The sequence below is a fragment of the Enterococcus olivae genome (genome assembly GCF_053760925.1).
This window is the reverse complement of record NZ_JBSMVT010000010.1, coordinates 70,903-91,850: the sequence shown is the minus strand read 5'-3', so window position 1 is coordinate 91,850 and position 20,948 is coordinate 70,903. Positions and strand designations below refer to the sequence as shown.

Here is a 20,948-nt window from a genome sequence, read left to right as displayed (position 1 = left end):
TAGTCACCTTTACCATAACAGAATGGGGTTCTTTTTTCATCACTTAACGGGTGAGAATCGAAAAGTTAATTTTTCCTGCCGTTAGGCAGTTTCTAAACAATTATAAGGAAAGTATGAATTATTCAGGATGTAGCTTATAAGTAAAATAACAATATAGATCAAAAAAACAGATGAGAAAATCAAGAGAAAAAATAGGGTAAAGATGAATTTACTCTATTTTTTCTCTTGATTTTTTAATAATTATTTATTATTATGATTACTAGTTCAGGAAAAAAGTTGATTATTCTGACTATTTGAAATTTACAGAGACAACTGACGGCAAAGGAGTAACGGTAAAAGGAAATAAGGGGTGGAAAAATGAATGTTTTAAAAGGTTATAAATTCCGAATCTACCCAGATGAGAAACAAAAAAAGTTTTTTATAGAAACATTTGGTTGCGTACGATTCACGTACAATCACTTATTGATGACCAAGCAGACAGCATCGAAAGAGTCAGAGACAGCACTACTGACACCGGCCTCTTTAAAAAAGGAGTACCCCTTTTTAAAGAAGACAGACAGTCTGGCGTTGGCCAATGCACAGCGGAATTTGGAGCGTGCATTCACCAATTACTTCAATGGACGGGCTGGTTACCCCAAATTGAAAACGAAGAAAAACAGCTGGCAATCGTATACAACGAATAATCAGAAACATACAGTCTATTTCGTTGGCAACCAATTGAAGCTGCCTAAATTGAAATCACTCGTTGAAGTGCATCTGCATCGTGAAATCAAAGGACAGATCAAATCTGTCACGATTTCAGCAAAAAATAGTAAGGAGTTTTACGCTTCCGTTCTGTGTAAGGAAGCAGTGGAGCCACTGCCTAAAACAAATAACAGTGTCGGAATCGCTTTTTGTCCCAAGAACCTGATTGCAGTTTCTTCTAAACAAGAGTTACCTAAAATGAACCAAGCAGACCTGATCAAGCGTTTGAATCGCGAAAAGCGAAAACTAAAGGTTCGAGCGAAGGCAGCTAAGAAGCGAAAGGTTTTGCTTGTTCACGCCAAGAATTACCAAAAGCAAAAGGAACGTGTATTAAAGCTGGGAACAATCAAATTGCAACAAAGAAAAAACTTTATCGATCAGCTGACGATTACTTTGGTTCGTCAATTTGATCAGCTTTTCATCGAGGCTGAGCCGAAATTTGATGAAAATGAACAAGATTTTTGTTTTTCTCAAGCAGATTGGCAGAGCTTTCTGCAAAAAATCCGCTACAAAGTCCAATGGCATGGAAAAGAGTTGTATTATGTGGAAGATGTTGCAGGTACAGAGCCAAAAAGTATGAGGATCAAAGATCTAGGATTAAAAAAACTGAGTTAAACACTATGAACTGGAAGGGGCTCCAGGGATCGCCTAGGGTATAGAAAAAATCACTGTATTTTTGTTTCTAGGAACACTGTCCACTAATTATGAAGAACCGAAAAAAGAGGAAAGCATCTTGCCGATGCTTTCCTCTTTTGCTTAGAGCGAATTTACTTTCTAAAAGGCTGTCGAAAGGATTTTTGCTTTAAACGGTAAACCTTTGAAGGGCGGCCGATACCGACAGGACGTTCGCCGATTTCTTCAAAGCAATGGAGCATCGCTTTTTTGAAGTTTGAATGGTCGATCGAACGAAAATCGACCCCAAGAAATTTAGCAAAGACCTTGCGTGCTTCAGTAATCGTAAAATCTTCTCCAAGAAGTTGTAGTACTTGCGGTTCATGTTCCATTTTATTGGCGATCCGTAAAAAGGCTTTGAGAATAATTTCGCTATGGTCAAAAGCTAACGTGTTTTTGCCTGAGGAGTCTCCCGTTTGCAGATCTAAAATGATTTCGACATCACTGTTGATCAAATAGAGCTTTTCCTCTTTGCGTTCCAGTGAAAACCAGCGGACCTCACTCGCGTCATCTCCGGCAGATAGTGGTTCTTCACCGATAAAGGCAAGATAGCTGACGGTGATCACCCAACCACGGGGATCACGATCGGGACGACTAAAGGTGTGGAGCTGTTCAATATTTTGCGCTGAAATAGTGACGCCCGTCTCTTCTTTGGTTTCTCGGATCACACTTTGTCCAGTTGATTCGTTTGGAGTGATGAATCCACCTGGCAATGCCCAGGAGTGACGGTAAGGCTGTCCTTTTCGCTGGATGAGGAGGACCTTTAGCTGGTCGTGTTCCTTGTTGTAGCACATCAGGACCATATCTACAGTCACAGAAGGTTTGTCGTATTGCGGTTGTTCCTGTTGATGGTACCAGTTTAAAAATTCTTCTTCGCTTGCTTGTTGTTCGTAGTAAATTTTTTCTTCTGATTTTGAAGAGAACGCCATTTTTTCTCCTCCTTATATATTAAGTAAGTTTCTTTTTATTGTATCATGCTTTAGATAGAAGAAACAATCTTAGAAAAAAAGAACACGGATCAAGACAAGGAAACTAGTGAAATTTTCAGTTGATTTTGCATAGTAACGCTGCACTGCGAGCATAGCTTGCTTATAGTTAGCCGTGGAACCACCGTGAGCCTGTAGTTTCACGATTTTCAAGCTTCAAAGGCTCAGTAACCAATCAAGTTGGCAACTGAGCCTAATTCACATTGAATTCTAAGCACGGCAACTATGCAAGCTCTTCTCTCCGTTACGCTAAAAGATACATTTTTGTCATGAGTGATTTCATGAGAGTAAAGAGCAAAACAACAAGGCTGAGATGTCACCGTGTGTAAGAGCCGATGTGAATTACTGGAACGGTTTAGTCTCAGTTGGCTGCTGATCCTACTGTCGACTTGAAGTAATCCATGATCGAAGTGATGTATTACCTGCCAATTCAACGATGAATAATAACGAGAAAATGTTGAAAGGACGTATCTTTCTGAAGCCGGCAATCAAGGAAATCGGAAAGAGACGAAGGAACAAATTTAGAATTCTCTGGCAAAAAATAAAACCACGTCAGTCAAAATATGGTATACTAGCAAAGAATAATCTCGTTTCGACGAAAAGGAGGAATAGGACCCATGGCTGAAAAGGAAACTTTTTATATTACTACGCCAATCTATTATCCAAGCGGCAAATTGCATATCGGTAATTCATATACAACGATTGCTTGTGATGCCGTTGCTCGCTATAAAAGATTAATGGGATTTGATGTGTTCTATCTAACAGGAGTAGATGAACACGGACAAAAAATTGAGAAAAAGGCAGAAGAATTAGAAGTTGAGCCGCAAGAGTATGTCGATCGGATGGCAGCGGATGTCAAGAAATTATGGAAAACATTAGACATCAGCTACGATAAATTTATTCGTACGACAGACGATTATCATAAAGAAGGCGTCAAAAAAATCTTCCAACAACTTTTGGATCAAGACGACATTTATCTTGGGGAATACGAAGGTTGGTATTCGGTCTCAGATGAAGAATTCTTTACAGAAACACAATTGGCAGAAGTTTTTCGTGATGAGGAAGGCAAGGTAATTGGCGGAAAAGCACCAAGCGGACATGAAGTCGAGTTGGTCAAAGAAGAATCTTACTTCTTCCGTATGGGGAAATATGCCGATCGCTTATTGGAGTACTACAATGAACACCCAGAGTTCATCCAGCCAGAAGCACGTAAAAACGAAATGATCAAAAATTTCATCGAACCAGGTTTAGAAGATCTTGCTGTGTCTCGGACGACCTTCAACTGGGGAATCCCAGTCCATGCGAATCCTGAACATGTAGTCTATGTATGGATCGATGCCTTATCAAACTATATCACTGCCTTAGGTTATGGATCAGAAGACGACAGTCTCTTCCAAAAATACTGGCCGGCTGACGTGCATATGGTCGGAAAAGAGATCGTTCGTTTCCATACGATCTACTGGCCGATCATGTTGATGGCCTTAGATATTCCATTGCCTAAAAAAGTATACGGACATGGCTGGTTATTGATGAAGGACGGTAAGATGTCTAAGTCAAAAGGCAACGTTGTGTATCCTGAAATTTTAGTGGAGCGCTACGGTTTAGATGCTTTGCGTTACTATCTGTTGCGGGCAGTACCGTTTGGCAGTGACGGTGTCTTCACTCCAGAGGATTTTGTTTCTCGTGTGAATTATGATCTGGCCAACGATTTAGGTAATTTACTGAATCGTACAGTAGCGATGATCAATAAATATTGTGACGGGATTGTGCCAAATTATGCTTCTAAAGTCACACCTTTCGATAGTGAGTTGTCAACAACAGCAGCCAATGTCGTTGGTCATTATCACGAAGCCATGGACAAAATGGAATTTAGCACGGCATTGTCTGAAGTCTGGACATTGATTTCTCGTGCCAACAAATACATTGATGAAACGGAGCCGTGGGTCTTAGCTAGAGACGAAGAACGTCAAGCAGAGCTAGACAGTGTGATGGTTCATTTGGCAGAAACACTGCGTATCGTCGCCATTCTTTTACAGCCAATTATGACGGAAACACCTGCAAAAATCTTTGCACAATTAGGCTTGGATAGTGAAACGATGGACTTGAAGGATTTACGTTTTGGCGAATTCCCAAGTGAAACGAAAGTTGTTTCAAAAGGAACGCCGATCTTCCCACGTTTGGAAATGGAAGCAGAAGTGGCTTACATCCAAAAGAAAATGTCGGAAGGGGCACAAAGCAACGATGAGTCTGTGAAATGGAATCCAGAAGAAACCGAACTGAAATCTGTCAAAGACAAAGAAATCAAGTACGAAGATTTTGATAAAATAGAATTAAAAGTGGCAGAAGTCATTGATTGTCAAAAGGTGAAGGGCGCAGATAAATTGCTGCAATTCCGCCTAGCTGCTGGAGATAATCAGGATCGTCAGATTTTGTCAGGGATCGCGGAATTTTATCCAGATCCAAGCGCACTGATCGGCATGAAAGTCGTGATCGTGGCAAACTTGAAACCACGTAAAATGCGGGGACAAATCAGTCAAGGAATGATTTTATCTGCGGAAGATGTATCAGGTAAGCTGAAGATCGTTGAAGCGCCAAAAGGCATGCCAAACGGTGCAGAGATTGCTTAAATAAACCAAGGGGTAGTACATTTTTTGTACTGCTCTTTTTTGTCTTTAAAAAATGGTTGACGAGGTGTTCAGTACTTTTCAGTGAACACCTGATTTTTTTTGGGTCTCCTAATGAAAAGAGGAGAATGCTAAATTATAAATAAAGGTGAGAAAAAGATGGACAATCAAGAGATAGACAGCAAGAACAGAAAATTTTTCATTTTGAGTCGTTTGATAAATAACGAGCATCTTAGTTACCAACAGTTGTCCGAGGATTACTTTGTTTCAAGAAGTAGTATCGCCAATGACATTGCTTTTATCAAAAAATTACTACTTAAGGAAGACCTAACACTGCAGTTTGACAATTCCGGTACTTTTTTCATAGGGACTGAAGTACAGATCCAAAAGCTTTTGAAGCGTGTGATTCTGAGTGAGCTACAAGATAGCAATGTAGGGGATATCATTATTAATAGAGTTCTTTTGAAAGATGTAACTAGTGCATTTTACGAAGTCATCAAAGAAAAAAAGATTGAGATTCCCGAGAGTTATGTTCAAAACATTCTCGTATCAATTGTTTTGATGATCCAACGTTCCAAAACTGGTAATAGCATACATTTGGAGGGCAACAATCAAGTAGGGAAACTGTTTTTGGAGTTCAATAAATATCCACTGGTTTACGACATATTAAAAGCTATCGAAGATCGCGGAATCTATCAATTTTCAATGGAGGAAACTCAATATTTGACGTATTTGATTGTCGGTAGTGGATTGAACTTCTTCATGAAGCAAGAAAATATTCCTGTTGCTTTTCGAAAAAATGTACGGAAGCTGATCCATCAAGTGAGTGAAGATTTACAGATCGATGTTAGACAGGATGGTCCACTGGAGGAAAACTTGTTGGTTCATCTGTACCAACTGATTCTGCGTATGGAAGCACAAATATCGATCATGAATCCGTTAATCGACGAGATCAAAAAAAATTATCCTTCTCTGTACGGTGTTGTCTGGTTAGGACTGGCAGATTTTTGTAAAAGCTATCAAATTGATTTGTCAGATGATGAAGTTGGTTTTATCACGATTCATTTTCAAGCTGCGATTGAGCGTTTGAAAAAAATGAATAAAATTCTCTTCGTTTGTCCGAATGGTGTAGGTACAAGTTCATTTGTCTCAGCGAAAATTAGACGAATCTTACCAAATATCGACAGTATCGAAACAACATCACTCTCACAATTGAGAGCCATGGATTTATCAGACGTTGATTTTATCATCTCCACGATCCCAGTCCCTATCAAGGAAAAACCGGTCATTCAGATTACACCAATGGTCACCGCAGAGGACATGAAAAAAATCATGAACAAATATATTGATTTGGTCATTGAACGAGAAACATTGGATGGGGAAACAAGAGAACTTTCAATGGAAGAAAGAAAGCAAGTAATCCGACATACTTTATTCACGGATTTTTCAACCAAGGAAGAAGCATTGAAAACATTGATTGACCAGCAGAAATTTTCCTCTGACATACAGAAACGACAATTCATTGCTTCGGTGTTCGAAAGGGAAGCTGTTCAATCGACCTATCTGGATAATGGTTTTGCGATTCCTCATGGAAATCCAAAATTTGTCGAAAAGACCAGCGTTTCAATCGCTATCTTAGACAAACCGATTTTGTGGGGGAAGCAAAACGTCGATATTATTGTTTTGTTGATGGTCAAAGAAGAAGATCGAAACAAAGTAGAAGCTGTGATGAATTTAGTAATGCAAGGAATCAAAAATAAAAACTGGTTTATTTCAAAAATGATGGAGGTTAACAAATGAGTAAATTAGCTGAATGGCTGCCGGCAGATCATATACAGGTGATTGATTCTGTAGGAAATTGGCAGGAAGCAGTCCAACGAGCCAGCGAACCATTGCTCAAAGAAAATAAGATTGCTGAGCAGTATGTAAAAAATATGATTGAAAGCGTGGAAAATAACGGACCGTACATGGTTCTGTCTGATTATTTTGCTTTGATGCATGCTCGACCTGGGGAAGGAGTGAATAAACAAGGAGTCAGTCTACTGGTGTCCAATCAAGCTGTAGACATGAAAGGTAAAGAGGTCAAAGTTTTTTTGGTTTTAGCAGCAGAAGATAATCAAAGTCACTTAGCATTCTTGCAGGATATTATGACTGTATTCATGGATGAAGCGCAGTACAATATGATACTGAGTGGAGAGAGACAAGAAATTATCGAATTATTCAATTGAGGGGGAAGTAAAATGAAAATTTTAGCAGTGTGTGGATTTGGTGTAGGGAGTTCAATGGTTTTAAAAATGTCGATCGATAAAGTTGTTAAAGAGCTGGGATTGAACGCATCCGTAGAAAATACAGATTTATCTACCGCAAAAGCAACACCAGCAGATGTTTATTTTACCAGTCATGAGCTCTTACCGGAGTTGAAAGCATCCGTCAAGACACCAGTATATCCAGTCAAGAAGTATATGGATGTGAATGAAGTGAAGGAACAATTGGAAAAGTTTCTAAATGAAAGTGGGGAATGATTGATGAATTTTATTACCGATCACATATTAAAAAATCCGCCAGTTCTTTTAGGACTGATTGCAATGATTGGCTTGATTGTACAAAGAAAGCCTTTTGCTGAGATTGTCAAAGGAACGGTCACTGCAGCTTTTGGAATGGTTATTTTAACTGCCGGAGTCAACATGTTAGTGGGGACGATTGCACCAATCAATACAGCTGTGCAAACACAGCTTGGAGTAGAAGTTGCTGAAGGTCTTTCAGATGTAACTTTTACAGCTGAGTATGGTGGTACTGTTGGATTGGCAATGTTTTTAGGGTTGATTATTCATTTATTGATTGCTCGTTTCACACCAGTAAAGACCATTTTTTTAACTGGACATATGTTGTGGTGGTTCCCATTCGTTCTTGTAGCAGGTGGTGTAGAAGCCGGTTTGAGAGGCACACCTTTAATTATTCTAAGTGCGGTCTTGTCCGCCGTTTACTGGTCGTTCATGCCATGGATCATGCGTAAGTATGTATGGGATGCTACTGGTGATGACTCTTTCTTAATTGGTCACCCGACTGTAGTTCTGTCTTTGATCTCTGGTTTTGTGGCAAAAATGATTGGAAATAAGGAAAAATCAACTGAAGATTTAAAGATTCCGGAGAGTCTATCTTTCTTTAGAGAGATTTCTATTACTGGCGGTCTAGTCATGTTCATTATGAACTTAGTTGTAGGATTTATTGCACCGGTACTTGTTCCAGAAGGCGGCAATTTAGTCATGTTTTCAATTGAAGCAGCTTTGAATTTTGGTGCCGGTTTGTTGATTATGCTTTACGGTGTCCGTTTATTGATCAATCAAATCATCCCGGCTTTTCAGGGGATTGCGGAAAAAGTCGTTCCTGGTGCAAAACCAGCCTTCGATGTGCCGATTTTGTTCAACTATCGACCAAACGCTGTCATCATTGGCTTTATTGCTGCCATGATTACATCCACAATTTTGGTGGTTCTTGTCAATTCGTTCAATTTGTTTGGTATTTTGATTGTTCCATTAGTCATTACAAGCTTTTTTGAATGTGGGGGAGCCGCTGTTATTGGTGAAGGACAAGGTGGTTTACGTGGAGCAATTGTCGGAACGATGGTGGCCTCTATTGCGATGGTGGCTCTAGTAGGTTTTTCAGCAGTGATGTTCAGTACAACAATTCAAAACTGGATTTTAATTTTTGGAGGAAACGATCTTTCTCTGTGGGGAATGGTTGGCAAATGGATTGGAAGCTTGTTTGGAGGTTTTTAGATGTTTCAATATTTTGATAGAGTGAGTGAAATACTTCGTGAAGTAGAAAGACATGAGCATCAAGCGATTCAGAAGTCAATAAATTTATTGACTGAAGCTAATCTGCAGAAGCGATCGATCTTTATTTTTGGAGCGAGTCATGCAGGAATTCTGACAGAAGAATTGTATTATCGTGCAGGAGGAATGCTGACGATCAATCCGATTTTTGGTCGCGAATTGATGTTGGATCGTCAGCCGATCACTTTTACAAGTAAGATGGAAAGAATGGATGGTTATGGTCATGCGCTAGCTCAAACAGTCAACTTTAAAGAAGACGATGTTTTGATCTTACATTCAGTATCTGGTCGTAATTCTGTTACCATCGATATGGCTTTGGAAGCACAAAGAAAAGGTGTGAAGATTATCGCCTTAACCAATGTCGACTATTCAAAATCAGTAACTAGTCGACATGCTTCAAAGAAACGTTTATTTGAACTGGCAGATATCGTGATCGATAATCATGGAGATATCGGTGACGGCTGCTGCGTGATCGAAGGTATTGAGCAAAAGGTAGGACCTAGTTCAACGGTCATAGGAGCAACGATTTTAAATACGATCATTGTGGAAACGACCAAAAAAATGATCGCAAAAGGAATCAACTACCCACCAATCTTTTATTCTGCTAATCTTGATGGAGGTGACCAGTTGAACAGAGAATTGTTTGAACAGTACAAGGACGTTATTCACTACCAGTTATAAATATAAGAGCTACTTGCATTGATCTCTTGACTTCATGAGAGATCAATGTTTTTTGGGTTTTCAGAAAAATTTCCAATCTTTTTTTCGAAAAATCATCAAAAAAATTGTCATTGAGGAAAACATCTTGTATAATGAATCTCGTAATATTTATTGTTTATTCATAGGGGAGTAACTGGCAGCATACGCGCTGTGGCAACGTCACCAACCGAAAATTTCTTTTCTGGTGTTGCCTTAATTAGTGAGACTTATGTATGTGCCGCGCATACACAAGTCTATTTTTTTTTTATAAAAATAGATTTGGATGCACATTCGAAGGAGGAAAAACATGTCAGAGGAAAATGCAAAGAACCAACAATCAGTTTCGGCTTACTATTCTCAAACAGAAGAAGAAGTTTTCAAAGAGCTGGAAACAAAGCCGGAAGGACTTTCGGATGCGGAAGCTCAGAGACGTTTGTCGGAATACGGTCCCAATGAATTAGAAGGAGAACCTGAAAAGGGAATGTTCGCAATGATCTTAGATCAGCTGAAAGATATGCTGGTGATTATTTTGATCATTGCTGCAGCGGTATCAATCGTTCTAGGTGAAGTTCTGGATGGATCGATCATTTTGGCCATCGTTGTACTGAACACATTTTTAGGTGTCTATCAAGAAAATAAAGCTAGCAATGCCTTGAAGGCGTTGAAGGAAATGGCGAGCCCGCAAGTGAAAGCCCGACGTAACGGCAAAGTGGTTGAGCTTGCTTCTAGCCAAATCGTTCCTGGTGATATTGTTCTTTTAGAAGCCGGCGATTATGTTCCGGCGGATTTGCGATTGATCGAAGCGAACAACTTGAAGATCGAAGAAGCAGCACTGACGGGAGAATCTTTACCGATCGATAAAAATGCGAAAGTTCTATTGGACGAAGATGCCAGTCTAGGCGATCGTATCAACAGTGGTTTTATGGGAACAGTCGTAACCTATGGACGTGGTACAGGGATTGTTACTCAAACAGGGATGCATACGCAAATGGGGAATATTGCGGGACTGTTGAATCAAAGCCCAGTCGAATCTACACCATTACAGAAAAAATTGGATCAACTAGGGAAAGTTCTAGGTTTCATTTGTTTGGGTGTCGTTATTCTGATCTTCGGTCTAGGTTTATACCGTGGGATGGACTTCTTTGAAATCTTTATGACAGCTATTGCCTTAGCAGTTGCAGCGATTCCAGAAGGTTTGACGGTTGTAGTTACGGTTGTCTTGGCAATGGGAATGCAGCGTATGGTCAAAGTACATTCGATTGTTAAACGTCTGAGTGCGGTTGAGACTTTGGGAAGTACTACAGTCATTTGTTCAGATAAAACAGGAACCTTGACTCAAAACAAAATGACGATCGAAAAGACGTATTTTGCTGGACAAACGTATGATGTTACAGGAAGTGGTTACAGCGCGAAAGGCGAGTTGCTTTCTGAAGACGGTCAAGCAGTATCAGGAGATCATATCCAACTGCTGGTTCAAGGTGCGATCTTATGTAACGACGCTAGTTTTGATTCTGAAGCAGAAACGATTCTAGGAGATCCTACTGAAGGTGCGATGGTCGTTCTTGGTTACAAATTAGGAATGGACAAAGAAAAATGGGACAATGATTTTACAAGAATCGACGAATTACCATTTGATTCAGACCGTAAACTAATGAGTACGGTACACAAACACACGGCTGAACATGCATTGATGTTTACTAAAGGTGCACCAGATGAATTATTGAAACGCTGTGTCAATGTTCAAACAGCAAATGGTATCGAACCATTGACTGATGAGAAGAGAGAAGTAATCCTTAAAACAAATGAAGGTTTTGCGCAAGATGCTTTACGTGTGATTGCCGTTGCCTATAAAGAATTGCCTGCTGAAAACTTCCAAGTGGAAGAAGAAGGCTTGACGTTTGTTGGTTTGGTTGGCATGATCGATCCACCAAGAGAAGAAGCAAAAGATGCGATCGATACATGTAAAAAAGCCGGAATCCAAGTAAAAATGATTACTGGAGACCACAGAATCACTGCACAAGCGATCGGTGAAAAATTAGGAATCGCTAGTGATACTGGAACGATCGAGGGTAGTCAGATCAATGGCATGTCTGATGAAGAGTTGCAAGAAGCGGTAAAAACAACCAATGTATTTGCCCGTGTTTCTCCGGAGCATAAAGTTCGTTTAGTCCAAGCTGTAAAACGCAACGGCGATATCGTTGCGATGACTGGTGACGGTGTCAATGATGCACCATCCTTGAAAAATGCCGATATCGGTATTGCGATGGGAATTACTGGTACCGATGTTTCTAAGGAAGCAGCAGATATGATCTTAACGGATGATAACTTTGCAAGTATCGTGATGGCTGTCTCAGAAGGTCGTACGATCTATGCGAACATCCGTAAAGTCGTTGGTTTCTTGCTTTCATGTAATATTGGTGAGATTTTGGTAATCTTCATTGCGATGCTGTTCAATATGCCAATACCATTGGCTGCTACTCAGCTATTGGCGATCAACTTGATCACAGATGCTTTCCCAGCCTTTGCTTTAGGGATGGAAAAAGCTGAAGACGATGTGATGGATAAAGCGCCAAGAAACCCTTCAGAACCTGTTGTGAACAAAATGATGGGTGTGGCTGTTTCTATCCAAAGTGTGTTCTTAGCTCTAGGTGCCTTAGCTTCTTACTTGGTAGGTTACCATGCACAAGCGCCACTTTCTACGATTTTTGCTGGCAACGTTGATCCAATTGCTCACGCAGAAGCAATGACTTGTTGTTTCTTCACATTGGTTTTAGGTGAATTGATGCGTGCCTACTCATCTCGTTCTGAAACAGTGTCTATTTTCAAAATGAAATTGTTCGAAAATAGCTACTTGAACAAATGTGTTCTTGCTTCACTAGTATTTATGATTGCAGCGATCTACGTGCCATTCTTAAATCCAGTGTTTAGCACAGTACCTTTGACAGCGAGTGAATTGGTCTTTGCTTTCCTACTTGCTTTCTTGCCAGTTGTTGGTGGAGAAGTAGCGAAAAAAGTTCGCTTTTAATAAAACCAAAAAAAGTTGAGCGAAAGATCAGTCTAGAGACTCTACTTTCAATAATAGAAATTGAGACACCTTATGGAATCTGTTTTTTAAACATGGATTCCATAAGGTGTTTTCTTTTCTATGCTATAATCCATAGTCTGAGGTCACTATATTACACTAGGCAGTCTGTTTTGCTCTCACAGTCGGTTTTAAAAGAGAGTCTTAAATGAAGATTTCTTCATGAAACGTTTATCCATATCATTATCTTCTGGACAGATCTTTCTTTATAATAAAAGAAAAAAAGGGGGGAGTCTCATGGGAGAGTTCACGATTTTATTAGTGGAAGACGAAGAAAGTTTAGCTAGTTTTATCCAAACAGAATTAGCTTTTGAAGGATATCAGATCATTTGGGCAAAAGATGGACAAGAGGCACTGGAGTTATTTGAAGCCAATCCAGTTGACTTGATTCTCTTGGACTGGATGCTACCAAAATATGATGGGATTACTGTGGCTAGAAGGATTCGCAAAGAGAGTGCGGTCCCAATCATCATGATGACTGCTCGCAACCAGACAACAGACATTGTCCTTGGACTGGATACAGGACTGGATGATTATTTAACCAAACCTTTTGAGATCGAGGAACTGTTTGCTCGTATTCGCGTCATTGAACGACGATTGACCAAACAGGAAAAAAGATTGTTGACTTATCAGAAGCTAACCTTAGATATTGCCAAGCATCAAGTCAAAGTAGCAGATGAAGAAATCTATCTCACACCGAAAGAATTTGGCGTTCTCTATGAATTGATGAAAACACCGGAAGAAGTCAAATCGCGTGATGCTCTGTTGGATAGTGTTTGGGGCTATGATTTTCTAGGTCAAACCAATGTGGTGGATGTCTATGTGCGAACGCTGAGAAACAAACTGGCAGACAATGGGCGGTTGATCCAAACGGTTCGTGGTGTTGGCTATGTATTGAGGGATGCTCATGAAAACTAATCGTTGGAAAGAGAAGAGGACAGGCGCTCAGTTTCAACTGACCAGCCGGCTTGTAGCTATTTGGGTCGGTCTGCTGATCATTGTCAATCTAGCGTTTGTCAGTATCTCCTTGTATTCGGTGTATTCTTATTTGGTCGATCAAGCTAGTGAGATCATAGATACGATGGAGACGGTACCACAGGAAAGCAGTGACTGGGAAGTTTTAACAGATGCGATGACTGCCAAAAGCGAAGAGGATGCTGTTAGGATCATTCTAACGGATGGTCCGGTCTATTACTCAGAAGGCGGAAAAGAAGTTTTCAATGAATTGGCAGAGGGTACGGCACTGCCTATCTTAAGAGGAATTATCGTCGCCGATGAAGAAATCTATTACTTTCAGCGAGAAATCCAGGGCGATCGGATCTTAGAATTGGCGATTCATGCAAACACAGTGATCGAGATGATGATGGATTTGCTTTTGACCAGTTTGGTGTTAAATATTTTTGCAGTATTGATCGGTTGTGCAGTTATTTATCTCTTTGTCGGTAAGTGGAGCAAGACTCTCCAACAAATGTCACAGGAAATCCAAGAAATCGAACACAGTCAAGAGCAAGTATTGACTGTACCGGAAACACCTCGAGAAGTGAAACAAGTTGCTACGGCCTTCAATCAATTACTGTTGATCCAGCGTGAAGCAATCGAACGGGAAAAACAGTTTGTGGCTGATGCTTCTCATGAATTACGCACGCCTTTGACAGCGATCCGTGGACATGTGCAGTTGATTAAACGCAGAGGAACCGCTCATCCAGAAGTTGTTTTGCCGTCAATCCAATTTATCGATAAAGAATCCAAACGCCTAGAAACGATGACAAATCAGCTGTTGCAGTTAGGGCGTTTGAACTCGACCCAACCAGTTGAGGTAGTTGATTTTTCGCAGTTAGTCAAGCAAGAAATAACAAAATTACAGACGGTCAGTCAGCAAAAAGTGACTTTTTCAGTGGAAGAGGGAATCTTTTTGTCGGCAGATGAAGTAGAATTGCAGCAGGTTTGTCAAAATCTTTTTGAAAATGCCAGAAAATATTCTACAGACGAAGATTTGATTCATATCAAACTTTGGAGTGAGACAGACAAGATTCTTTTGGAAGTTCGAGATACAGGGATCGGAATTCCTGACGAGGCAAAGGAACGAATTTTTGAGCGTTTCTTTCGAGTCGATCAGTCACGCTCTAGTCAAATTGAAGGTTCCGGCATTGGTTTGTCGATCGTTCGTTCTATCGTTGAAAAATATCAGGGACGGATCTGGGTGAAGGACAATCAGCCCAAAGGCAGCATTTTTGTTATTGAGTTTACAAAAGATGAAGAAATCTTCATGTAGAGTTTAAGAAAATGAGTGTTAACAGATGACAAAACACAGTAAGCTAAGTATATAGAACGAAGGAGGAAATCATTATGAAAAAAATACTTTTATATAGCGCAACACTAGCGCTGGCCTTGGTCTTTGCAGGCTGTACAGCAGAAAATCCTATCTCATCAGGAAATTCAACACCAGGTGAAACAGTAAATAGCAGCGTAACAGAAACAAGTGGAACAGAGGCTGGAACTACAGAAACAGCTGCTCAGACAGAAGTACCAACATTTACAGTAAGTGTAGAAGAAGCGATTCAGGCTTATCAGGACACTGTTCCGGATTCGGACATCATCTCAATCGAATTAGACTCGAGCTTTGGTAACTATTTTTACAAGATTGAAGGTGTCGATGACAACAAGGAATACGAAGTAAGCGTTGATGCAGAAACAAAAGAAATCAAGGGAAGTCGTGAAGAAACGCTAGACCGGGATGAACAAAATGGTGTGAAAAGACAAGAAGATCAATTAGATTTAACCGATTTATTGTCAATCGAGGAAGTGACTGAGGTCGCCATGAATGAAGTGTCTGGTGGTCAAGCCACAGATTGGGATCTAGAAAAAGAAATGAATGTTACTTATTGGGACGTTCAGATCGAAGATGCTAGTAAAGAAACCAACATTAAGATTCATGCGCAAACTGGTGAAGTACTGGAAGTCGAAGTCGACGACTAAAGCTTCTTTTCAAAAATTCCGTTTCCTATTTGGAAGCGGAATTTTTTCTTCTTTCCTAAAAAGTCAAAACAAGGTAAAATGGGAACAGTTGATAAGAAAGTGGGAGATAGATTTGAAACCAAATTTAGGATTTTATGTACAAAAAATCAATGACATCGTTAAAGATACAGAAGCAATCGGAGAAGAGATGAATCCTTGTTTCGAGGAGATTCGCCAAGCAATCGACGAAGATAAAACAGCAGAGATCTCTGAAGAAAAAAGAAATGAGATCGTGAAAGTATTTGAAGAAGGGACAAAAAAATACCAAGCGATGAAAACAACGATCGCAGCTTTGCGTCCACCAGCACGTGTTATGGGGATCCACAAAAAATTTGAGCGTTCATACTTTGAATACGTAGAGGGTTGCGAAGAAATGATCGCTAGTCTGTCTGAAGGTGTCGATGCCGCAGCGTTTAATGCTGCAGAAGCAAAGCAAGACGAAGCAACTGATACGATTGCTTTTTCAATCCAACGAATGACAGGTTTGCTTTTGAAAAGATAATAATGATAAAAAAGGACACTAAAACGAGAAATATTTAATAAAACTATTAGGTTATTTTTATGACAAAACTTCTTGGAAGCTATATACTAATTTCATAACCAACAATAACCTTTTTATTTTTCATTTTACTCCTTAGTAGAGTAATTACTCCTTTTTCCGTCAGACCTAACCAATCTGGCGGTTTTGTTTTTTTATTGATATATCAACGTTTTAAAGCCATTAAGCGGTAGTTTGAGAGGGGAATCTTTCAGACTATCGCTTATTTTATTTTCTCCAAAAGTGGGGAAGGTCTGTGCTTTTGTCTGTGCATTGGTTAAAAACCAACAAAATTAGCAAACTTTGAAGCCGTCTTTTCTTGTTCTTCAGGCATAACATGAGAGTAAATTTCTAATGTAATTGTTATGTCCTTGTGTCCTAGTCGTTCGCTTACTTCTTTCACGGGTATACCAGCTTGTAGCAATAAACTTGCGTGAGTGTGGCGGAAGTGGTGGGGTGTAATCTTGGGAAGTTCATACTTCGTAAGAATACTTTTTAGCCACTGGTTAGGAATAGCTAATTTGTGTAGCTGGTTCTTTCTATCAGTGAAGAGAAATTGTTCGTCACTCGATGTGTTAAACCCCATTTTCAAATAATCGGAACGTTGCAGAACACGCCATCTTTTGATTAGCTGTATCGTTTCATCATCAATGCTCAACGTTCGAATACTAGAATGAGTCTTTGGCGATTGAATGGTAATGGTATTGTTAAAGTCTTTTGCTACCGTCTTATCAATAGTAATTGTCTTGTTTTTAAAATCTATATCTTTCCATTGGAGTGCCATAATTTCACTCTTTCTAGCACCAGTAAATGCTAGAATCCTAAAAAAAGTTAGTTGTTGAAAGTTGCTATTGTCCTTCAAATAATGAAAGAAAGTAGTGAGTTCCTCTTTCGTGTAATACTTCAATTTTTCCTCTTCTTGCTTTTTTCTAGGCAAGATTGTTCTTTTCATAGAATTGTCCTTAAGAATATCCAAAGACTCTCCGAAACGCATAATTTGGGCCGTTACTGAACGAACGTAACTATAGCGTTTTAACCCGCTGTCATATGCTTTATTCACTAATTGTTGGCATTTAACAACAGTGATTTCATTGAGCTTCATTTTTCCTAGAAATGGTAAAACATGATTATCCACAAAACTTTTTTGATCTATGAACGAGGAGGTCTTTACGTTTAACTTCTGCTGATCAATCCAGAGGTCATAAAGGTCTTGAAATGTTATGATGTTAGAGTTATCCGATTCAATCCCATTCTCGTCAACATCCTTCAATATTTCAGCAAGTGCAATCTGTGCTTGTTTCTTCGTTTTAAATCCTTGTCGCTTCCGATAAACATTCTTTCCAGTACGTGGGTTACGTCCGACATAAGCGTTGAACATGTAGGCGCTAGTACCATCTTTTTTGGTGTACTTATTGATCTGTGTCATTGATTTCTCCATTCTACCACCACCGCCAGTGTACAGTAGATGAAAAATTGTTTGGCATCACTCCTTTCGTTTGGTACAATAGGCATAGCAAATAAGCCTATTATTTATTGCTTTGCACGCTCTCAACTTTGGACGGTAGGGGCGTGTTTTTTTAATTTGTTTTAAGATAATATCTTATCCGATTTAGTTCGATTGCATTTCCAGCAAAGTGTTTGCAAATTGTCTGGACTAGATAGTCCGCCTTTCGAAATAGGGATAATATGATCGATTTCTAGTAAAAGTAGGCTCTGTTCTTTTGTTGATGCGCCACATATTTGACAAGTATGGTCATCTCTATACTTTATTATATTGCGTAATCTGCTAGTCATGAGAGCTCTCTGTGCTTTAGCACTTTTTTTGTATTTAATTTTTTCAGATATAAAACTTGCTGTGGCTTCTACAGTTTCGCCGTCAAATGTGATTGTTGATTTTTGCGAACTATTTCCCCCAGCACTTACATATTCAAAAATATACTCAGCATATTTAACATTGATATTTGGAATTTCAGCACCTAATTTTTCCATTAATTCTTTTTTGTAATATTTCAAAATAAATTTCGGTGGGTCAAAGTCAGTTTCTATTTCCTGTTCTCTCAACCGCAAATTTTCTACTGTATTCTCCATACGAGATATATTTTCACCGATTTCTTGTAATTGGTTAAGGTTTTCTTCGGTCGGATTGATATCAAAATACTTACAAAGATATTTTATAGGTTCCTCTGAAGCTTTTCGGACAACTTGCAAAGAGGTTGGGTACACATTCTGTGCATTAATATTTTTGGTGTTTCTATCTCGTTTGTAGCCATGTTTACTAGTATTTTCGAATGTAGCTAAATGGGCATACTCGTTTTTATTTTCTATCGGTACAAACTGATTATTATTTGGAATTTCTTTTACATACTCCGCTACTTCATTAAAGTCTTTAATAGTAGATTCGATTTTTTCTTTTTGTTCTAAAAATTCAGGACTTTTAAAATACTTTTCTTTTTTGACGTACCGAATAAGTCTGTATACAAGATAGATTCCGAGGGCGGTAAGTAAAAAAGGGAGAGCCCACCAAAAAATTGCTATCGCTATTGCTATTAGTACCAAGACGACGATAATTTGCATGTTTTAATTCCTCTTTTCTGATATAATATGTATTGTCTCATATCTCAGAAGAGGTCCCCCTTATCAGTGTTGCTGCACTGGTAGGGGTGTTTTTATTGCGCAAATTTAATATCATATCCCATACCGATATCGAACTCTTCAATTAATTGCGTATAATTGTAATGACCATCGTTTTCCGCAATGATGTAATTTACCATAAAAGTTTTGGCTTCGTTCTCCATTTTAGAATGATTGATGAACGTATTGTACAACGCTAAATACTCACTATGATCAATAACGTGTTTCAACTCATGTAGCACAACCAATTTCATTTCTTCTTCGTTCAACGCTTCATTCACGAAAATTCTCTTCCATTTTTGGACGTAGCATCCTTGTTTTTCTATAGCTAATACTTCGAGGCTGATTCCTAACTCTTTTAATTTGCTTCGCATTTCTTTCAATCAACAACACCTCACTTACCTTTACGACCCATCATATAAGCGATTATGGCGTCTTTATCATTCTCCGTAAGTTCTTCACCATCAAAAGACATGACATTTTCTAAGGCTTTGCGTAATTCGGTTTCTTTTGGGTTTTCTTCGCGTCCCAAAAGATAGTCTACGGATACGTTGAAATAGTCTGCCAAACGAGATAATTCTACAGGATTTGGATTCTGTCTTTTCCAACTAGCTAAATATCCATTAGAATAACCAAAATTTATTTCCAACTGTCTTATAGAAATATTTTTACTTTTCGCAAGTTCTTTAATTATTTCGTAAGTATTCATTGATGTATCAACCTTCCTGAATGCTTACAAAAAAAATTTAGATAATTAATATAAAAATTGTTGACTTATTCCTATTAATAATCTATACTGATTCTTGTAAACAAGTTTAACAACTAAAAAGACTACAAAAAATAGAACTGATTATAACGCTGACCGCCAAGAAAGCTAATAAAATCGTTTATTTAATGTCTTATTTAATTGTGCTTTCAGTATAGATTATTAATCTATTTATGTCAATACATTTTAGATTATAGTTGTTAAATTTGTTTGCTCATATAAAAGAAAGGAGTTGCAACTATGGCAAATATCCAAGATACAAAACAAAAAATTCTCGACCATTTTGAGAAAAACAATTGGGAAATTCCTGATGTTGCAAGTGCTTTAGGCATTACGGAGCAGTACTTGCGGAAGATTTTGAACAATCCAGACAAGCATTTGAAGCAAATGACGGACATTATTTCTTATTACAAAATTAGGTAGGTGGTAAATATGCAGCAAGTGCAAATCGAAGTCGCTCATGTTTTAAGCCCGGAACAAATGACTGCTATTCGCCAACAGGCTTATGAAGCTACCTTGGAAGGTATCGAAAAAGCCAGACGAGATAGCGAGATTGATAGCGATCTAATCTTTACCAAAATAGGTTTAAGGAAGTTTTTGGATAATTGTTCAGACAGTTATGTTGAAGAATTGCTAGCTAAAGGATTGCCAAGAGGTAGGACTTTATCAGATAGAAAACAAGTATTTTCAAAGAGAGCTGTGAGAGCTTGGTTGCTGGAAAGTAATGAATAAAATCCACCACCGCCAATGGAAACCGAGCTTTAAATAAATTTTTAGGAGGCAAACAATGAAGAAAAAAGCACTAGAAGGTTTAGATGTCATCGGCTGGTTAGGCATGTTGGTTTGGTCATCATCGGTTGATATCCGGATAGGTCTTGCAGCGGTTGGGTATTTTGGATTAGTGACCGCAGTCAAAGCAGCAGTAGGGAAGGAGTAAGGACATGACCAATGAAGAAAAAGCAAAAATCATCCTAGAATCGATGGATAGCAATGGGGTCCAAATCAACTGGAACATGGAGAAATACTATACTGCAGGAATCATCAAAGGTCTGGAAGAGATTAAAAAGAAAGAGAATGCGATTAATAGCGGAATGTAGAAAGAAGGTGAGTAGATGAACTTACAACAAGTTTTTTCGAGAAATTTTAGAGTGGCTATGGCGGAAAGAGGTTTAAGTATTACTAAAGTATCTGAGTTGTCAGGTGTTTCGAGAACGTCTTTATCTAACATTGCTCATTGTCACTCGGTTTCGATTCGTTTTGAGACTATTGAAAAAATAGCGCAGTCAATGAATATAGACCCCGAAAATTTACTAAAAAAGCCTACCTCGTTAGCAGACGAGATAAGCAAATAAAATATT

Annotated in this window: 22 protein-coding genes; 17 read left to right on the top strand and 5 right to left on the bottom strand. The window is 38.9% G+C overall.

Translation table 11 applies throughout. The features are described from left to right. The first annotated feature begins 357 nt into the window (after window positions 1-357). Window positions 358-1,359 (top strand): RNA-guided endonuclease TnpB family protein, encoded by a 1,002-nt coding sequence (locus ACWODM_RS08575; protein WP_455320963.1) that lies wholly within the window; start codon window positions 358-360, stop codon window positions 1,357-1,359. 152 nt (window positions 1,360-1,511) lie between these two features. Here the strand turns inward: ACWODM_RS08575 and ACWODM_RS08570 are convergent, their stop codons facing one another. After that, window positions 1,512-2,345 (bottom strand): NUDIX domain-containing protein, encoded by an 834-nt coding sequence (locus tag ACWODM_RS08570; protein WP_455320962.1) that lies wholly within the window; start codon window positions 2,343-2,345, stop codon window positions 1,512-1,514. A 674-nt stretch (window positions 2,346-3,019) separates the two neighbouring features. Here ACWODM_RS08570 and metG point away from each other — a divergent pair. From metG to ACWODM_RS08515, 11 genes are all read left to right on the top strand, one after another. After that, window positions 3,020-5,029, top strand: a complete 2,010-nt coding sequence (gene metG / locus ACWODM_RS08565) for a methionine--tRNA ligase (protein WP_455320961.1) — start codon at window positions 3,020-3,022, stop codon at window positions 5,027-5,029. Window positions 5,030-5,185: 156 nt separating this feature from the next. Next, window positions 5,186-6,826, top strand: coding sequence for a BglG family transcription antiterminator (locus ACWODM_RS08560; protein ID WP_455320960.1), 1,641 nt, complete (start codon window positions 5,186-5,188; stop codon window positions 6,824-6,826). Then, entirely contained in the window at window positions 6,823-7,254 is a 432-nt protein-coding gene (locus tag ACWODM_RS08555; RefSeq protein WP_455320959.1) for a PTS sugar transporter subunit IIA, read from the top strand. Before ACWODM_RS08560 ends, ACWODM_RS08555 begins: the two co-directional genes overlap by 4 nt. Before the next feature lie 12 nt (window positions 7,255-7,266). Continuing rightward, window positions 7,267-7,548, top strand: a complete 282-nt coding sequence (locus tag ACWODM_RS08550) for a PTS sugar transporter subunit IIB (protein WP_455320958.1) — start codon at window positions 7,267-7,269, stop codon at window positions 7,546-7,548. A gap of 3 nt (window positions 7,549-7,551) precedes the next feature. Then, complete coding sequence (locus ACWODM_RS08545; RefSeq protein WP_455320957.1) at window positions 7,552-8,802, top strand: PTS ascorbate transporter subunit IIC; 1,251 nt, start codon at window positions 7,552-7,554, stop codon at window positions 8,800-8,802. Beyond that, on the top strand, window positions 8,803-9,540 hold the full coding sequence (locus tag ACWODM_RS08540) for an SIS domain-containing protein (protein WP_455320956.1): 738 nt from the start codon (window positions 8,803-8,805) through the stop codon (window positions 9,538-9,540). A 325-nt stretch (window positions 9,541-9,865) separates the two neighbouring features. Continuing rightward, window positions 9,866-12,583, top strand: coding sequence for a cation-translocating P-type ATPase (locus ACWODM_RS08535; protein WP_455320955.1), 2,718 nt, complete (start codon window positions 9,866-9,868; stop codon window positions 12,581-12,583). Window positions 12,584-12,877: 294 nt separating this feature from the next. Continuing rightward, window positions 12,878-13,558: a response regulator gene (locus ACWODM_RS08530; RefSeq protein ID WP_455320954.1), complete on the top strand. Its 681-nt coding sequence runs from the start codon at window positions 12,878-12,880 to the stop codon at window positions 13,556-13,558. Next, window positions 13,548-14,912, top strand: coding sequence for a sensor histidine kinase (locus ACWODM_RS08525; RefSeq protein WP_455320953.1), 1,365 nt, complete (start codon window positions 13,548-13,550; stop codon window positions 14,910-14,912). The genes ACWODM_RS08530 and ACWODM_RS08525 overlap by 11 nt, the downstream gene beginning before the upstream one ends. 74 nt (window positions 14,913-14,986) lie before the next feature. Next, entirely contained in the window at window positions 14,987-15,616 is a 630-nt protein-coding gene (locus tag ACWODM_RS08520; RefSeq protein ID WP_455320952.1) for a PepSY domain-containing protein, read from the top strand. Between the two features lie 112 nt (window positions 15,617-15,728). After that, window positions 15,729-16,157 (top strand): hypothetical protein, encoded by a 429-nt coding sequence (locus ACWODM_RS08515; RefSeq protein WP_455320951.1) that lies wholly within the window; start codon window positions 15,729-15,731, stop codon window positions 16,155-16,157. Window positions 16,158-16,470: 313 nt separating this feature from the next. Here ACWODM_RS08515 and ACWODM_RS08510 read toward each other — a convergent pair whose 3' ends face one another. The 4 genes from ACWODM_RS08510 to ACWODM_RS08495 form a co-directional block, all read right to left on the bottom strand. Continuing rightward, window positions 16,471-17,631 carry a tyrosine-type recombinase/integrase gene (locus ACWODM_RS08510; protein WP_455320950.1) on the bottom strand — a complete coding sequence of 387 codons (1,161 nt, stop codon included), beginning with the start codon at window positions 17,629-17,631 and terminating at the stop codon, window positions 16,471-16,473. A gap of 149 nt (window positions 17,632-17,780) precedes the next feature. Beyond that, on the bottom strand, window positions 17,781-18,767 hold the full coding sequence (locus ACWODM_RS08505) for an HNH endonuclease (RefSeq protein WP_455320949.1): 987 nt from the start codon (window positions 18,765-18,767) through the stop codon (window positions 17,781-17,783). 92 nt (window positions 18,768-18,859) lie between these two features. Continuing rightward, window positions 18,860-19,198 (bottom strand): ImmA/IrrE family metallo-endopeptidase, encoded by a 339-nt coding sequence (locus ACWODM_RS08500; protein WP_455320965.1) that lies wholly within the window; start codon window positions 19,196-19,198, stop codon window positions 18,860-18,862. A 20-nt stretch (window positions 19,199-19,218) separates the two neighbouring features. Then, window positions 19,219-19,533 carry a helix-turn-helix domain-containing protein gene (locus tag ACWODM_RS08495; protein WP_455320948.1) on the bottom strand — a complete coding sequence of 105 codons (315 nt, stop codon included), beginning with the start codon at window positions 19,531-19,533 and terminating at the stop codon, window positions 19,219-19,221. Window positions 19,534-19,830: 297 nt separating this feature from the next. On the opposite strand from ACWODM_RS08495, the gene ACWODM_RS08490 reads away from it, so the two are divergent. From ACWODM_RS08490 to ACWODM_RS08470, 5 genes are read left to right on the top strand one after another with little or no spacing between them, the layout of a single operon-like run. Next, window positions 19,831-20,013 carry a hypothetical protein gene (locus ACWODM_RS08490; protein WP_455320947.1) on the top strand — a complete coding sequence of 61 codons (183 nt, stop codon included), beginning with the start codon at window positions 19,831-19,833 and terminating at the stop codon, window positions 20,011-20,013. A gap of 9 nt (window positions 20,014-20,022) precedes the next feature. Continuing rightward, window positions 20,023-20,322 (top strand): hypothetical protein, encoded by a 300-nt coding sequence (locus tag ACWODM_RS08485; protein ID WP_455320946.1) that lies wholly within the window; start codon window positions 20,023-20,025, stop codon window positions 20,320-20,322. Between the two features lie 55 nt (window positions 20,323-20,377). Next, complete coding sequence (locus tag ACWODM_RS08480; RefSeq protein ID WP_455320945.1) at window positions 20,378-20,527, top strand: hypothetical protein; 150 nt, start codon at window positions 20,378-20,380, stop codon at window positions 20,525-20,527. Window positions 20,528-20,531: 4 nt separating this feature from the next. Further along, on the top strand, window positions 20,532-20,687 hold the full coding sequence (locus tag ACWODM_RS08475; protein ID WP_455320944.1) for a hypothetical protein: 156 nt from the start codon (window positions 20,532-20,534) through the stop codon (window positions 20,685-20,687). A 15-nt stretch (window positions 20,688-20,702) separates the two neighbouring features. After that, the gene (locus tag ACWODM_RS08470; protein ID WP_455320943.1) at window positions 20,703-20,942 is read left to right on the top strand and encodes a helix-turn-helix domain-containing protein; all 240 of its coding nucleotides are present in this window, start codon (window positions 20,703-20,705) and stop codon (window positions 20,940-20,942) included. Window positions 20,943-20,948 lie beyond the last annotated feature (6 nt).

What these genes read in the sequence shown, in the direction of transcription:
- ACWODM_RS08520 (WP_455320952.1), top strand. Translation starts at nt 14,987, where the DNA reads ATGAAAAAAATACTTTTATATAGCGCAACACTAGCGCTGGCCTTGGTC.
- ACWODM_RS08475 (WP_455320944.1), top strand. Translation starts at nt 20,532, where the DNA reads ATGACCAATGAAGAAAAAGCAAAAATCATCCTAGAATCGATGGATAGC.
- ACWODM_RS08470 (WP_455320943.1), top strand. Translation starts at nt 20,703, where the DNA reads ATGAACTTACAACAAGTTTTTTCGAGAAATTTTAGAGTGGCTATGGCG.
- ACWODM_RS08555 (WP_455320959.1), top strand. Translation starts at nt 6,823, where the DNA reads ATGAGTAAATTAGCTGAATGGCTGCCGGCAGATCATATACAGGTGATT.
- ACWODM_RS08485 (WP_455320946.1), top strand. Translation starts at nt 20,023, where the DNA reads ATGCAGCAAGTGCAAATCGAAGTCGCTCATGTTTTAAGCCCGGAACAA.
- ACWODM_RS08505 (WP_455320949.1), bottom strand. Translation starts at nt 18,767, where the DNA reads ATGCAAATTATCGTCGTCTTGGTACTAATAGCAATAGCGATAGCAATT.
- ACWODM_RS08545 (WP_455320957.1), top strand. Translation starts at nt 7,552, where the DNA reads ATGAATTTTATTACCGATCACATATTAAAAAATCCGCCAGTTCTTTTA.
- ACWODM_RS08480 (WP_455320945.1), top strand. Translation starts at nt 20,378, where the DNA reads ATGAAGAAAAAAGCACTAGAAGGTTTAGATGTCATCGGCTGGTTAGGC.
- ACWODM_RS08540 (WP_455320956.1), top strand. Translation starts at nt 8,803, where the DNA reads ATGTTTCAATATTTTGATAGAGTGAGTGAAATACTTCGTGAAGTAGAA.
- ACWODM_RS08500 (WP_455320965.1), bottom strand. Translation starts at nt 19,198, where the DNA reads ATGCGAAGCAAATTAAAAGAGTTAGGAATCAGCCTCGAAGTATTAGCT.
- ACWODM_RS08510 (WP_455320950.1), bottom strand. Translation starts at nt 17,631, where the DNA reads ATGGAGAAATCAATGACACAGATCAATAAGTACACCAAAAAAGATGGT.
- ACWODM_RS08550 (WP_455320958.1), top strand. Translation starts at nt 7,267, where the DNA reads ATGAAAATTTTAGCAGTGTGTGGATTTGGTGTAGGGAGTTCAATGGTT.
- metG (WP_455320961.1), top strand. Translation starts at nt 3,020, where the DNA reads ATGGCTGAAAAGGAAACTTTTTATATTACTACGCCAATCTATTATCCA.
- ACWODM_RS08535 (WP_455320955.1), top strand. Translation starts at nt 9,866, where the DNA reads ATGTCAGAGGAAAATGCAAAGAACCAACAATCAGTTTCGGCTTACTAT.
- ACWODM_RS08575 (WP_455320963.1), top strand. Translation starts at nt 358, where the DNA reads ATGAATGTTTTAAAAGGTTATAAATTCCGAATCTACCCAGATGAGAAA.
- ACWODM_RS08530 (WP_455320954.1), top strand. Translation starts at nt 12,878, where the DNA reads ATGGGAGAGTTCACGATTTTATTAGTGGAAGACGAAGAAAGTTTAGCT.
- ACWODM_RS08525 (WP_455320953.1), top strand. Translation starts at nt 13,548, where the DNA reads ATGAAAACTAATCGTTGGAAAGAGAAGAGGACAGGCGCTCAGTTTCAA.
- ACWODM_RS08570 (WP_455320962.1), bottom strand. Translation starts at nt 2,345, where the DNA reads ATGGCGTTCTCTTCAAAATCAGAAGAAAAAATTTACTACGAACAACAA.
- ACWODM_RS08560 (WP_455320960.1), top strand. Translation starts at nt 5,186, where the DNA reads ATGGACAATCAAGAGATAGACAGCAAGAACAGAAAATTTTTCATTTTG.
- ACWODM_RS08490 (WP_455320947.1), top strand. Translation starts at nt 19,831, where the DNA reads ATGGCAAATATCCAAGATACAAAACAAAAAATTCTCGACCATTTTGAG.
- ACWODM_RS08495 (WP_455320948.1), bottom strand. Translation starts at nt 19,533, where the DNA reads ATGAATACTTACGAAATAATTAAAGAACTTGCGAAAAGTAAAAATATT.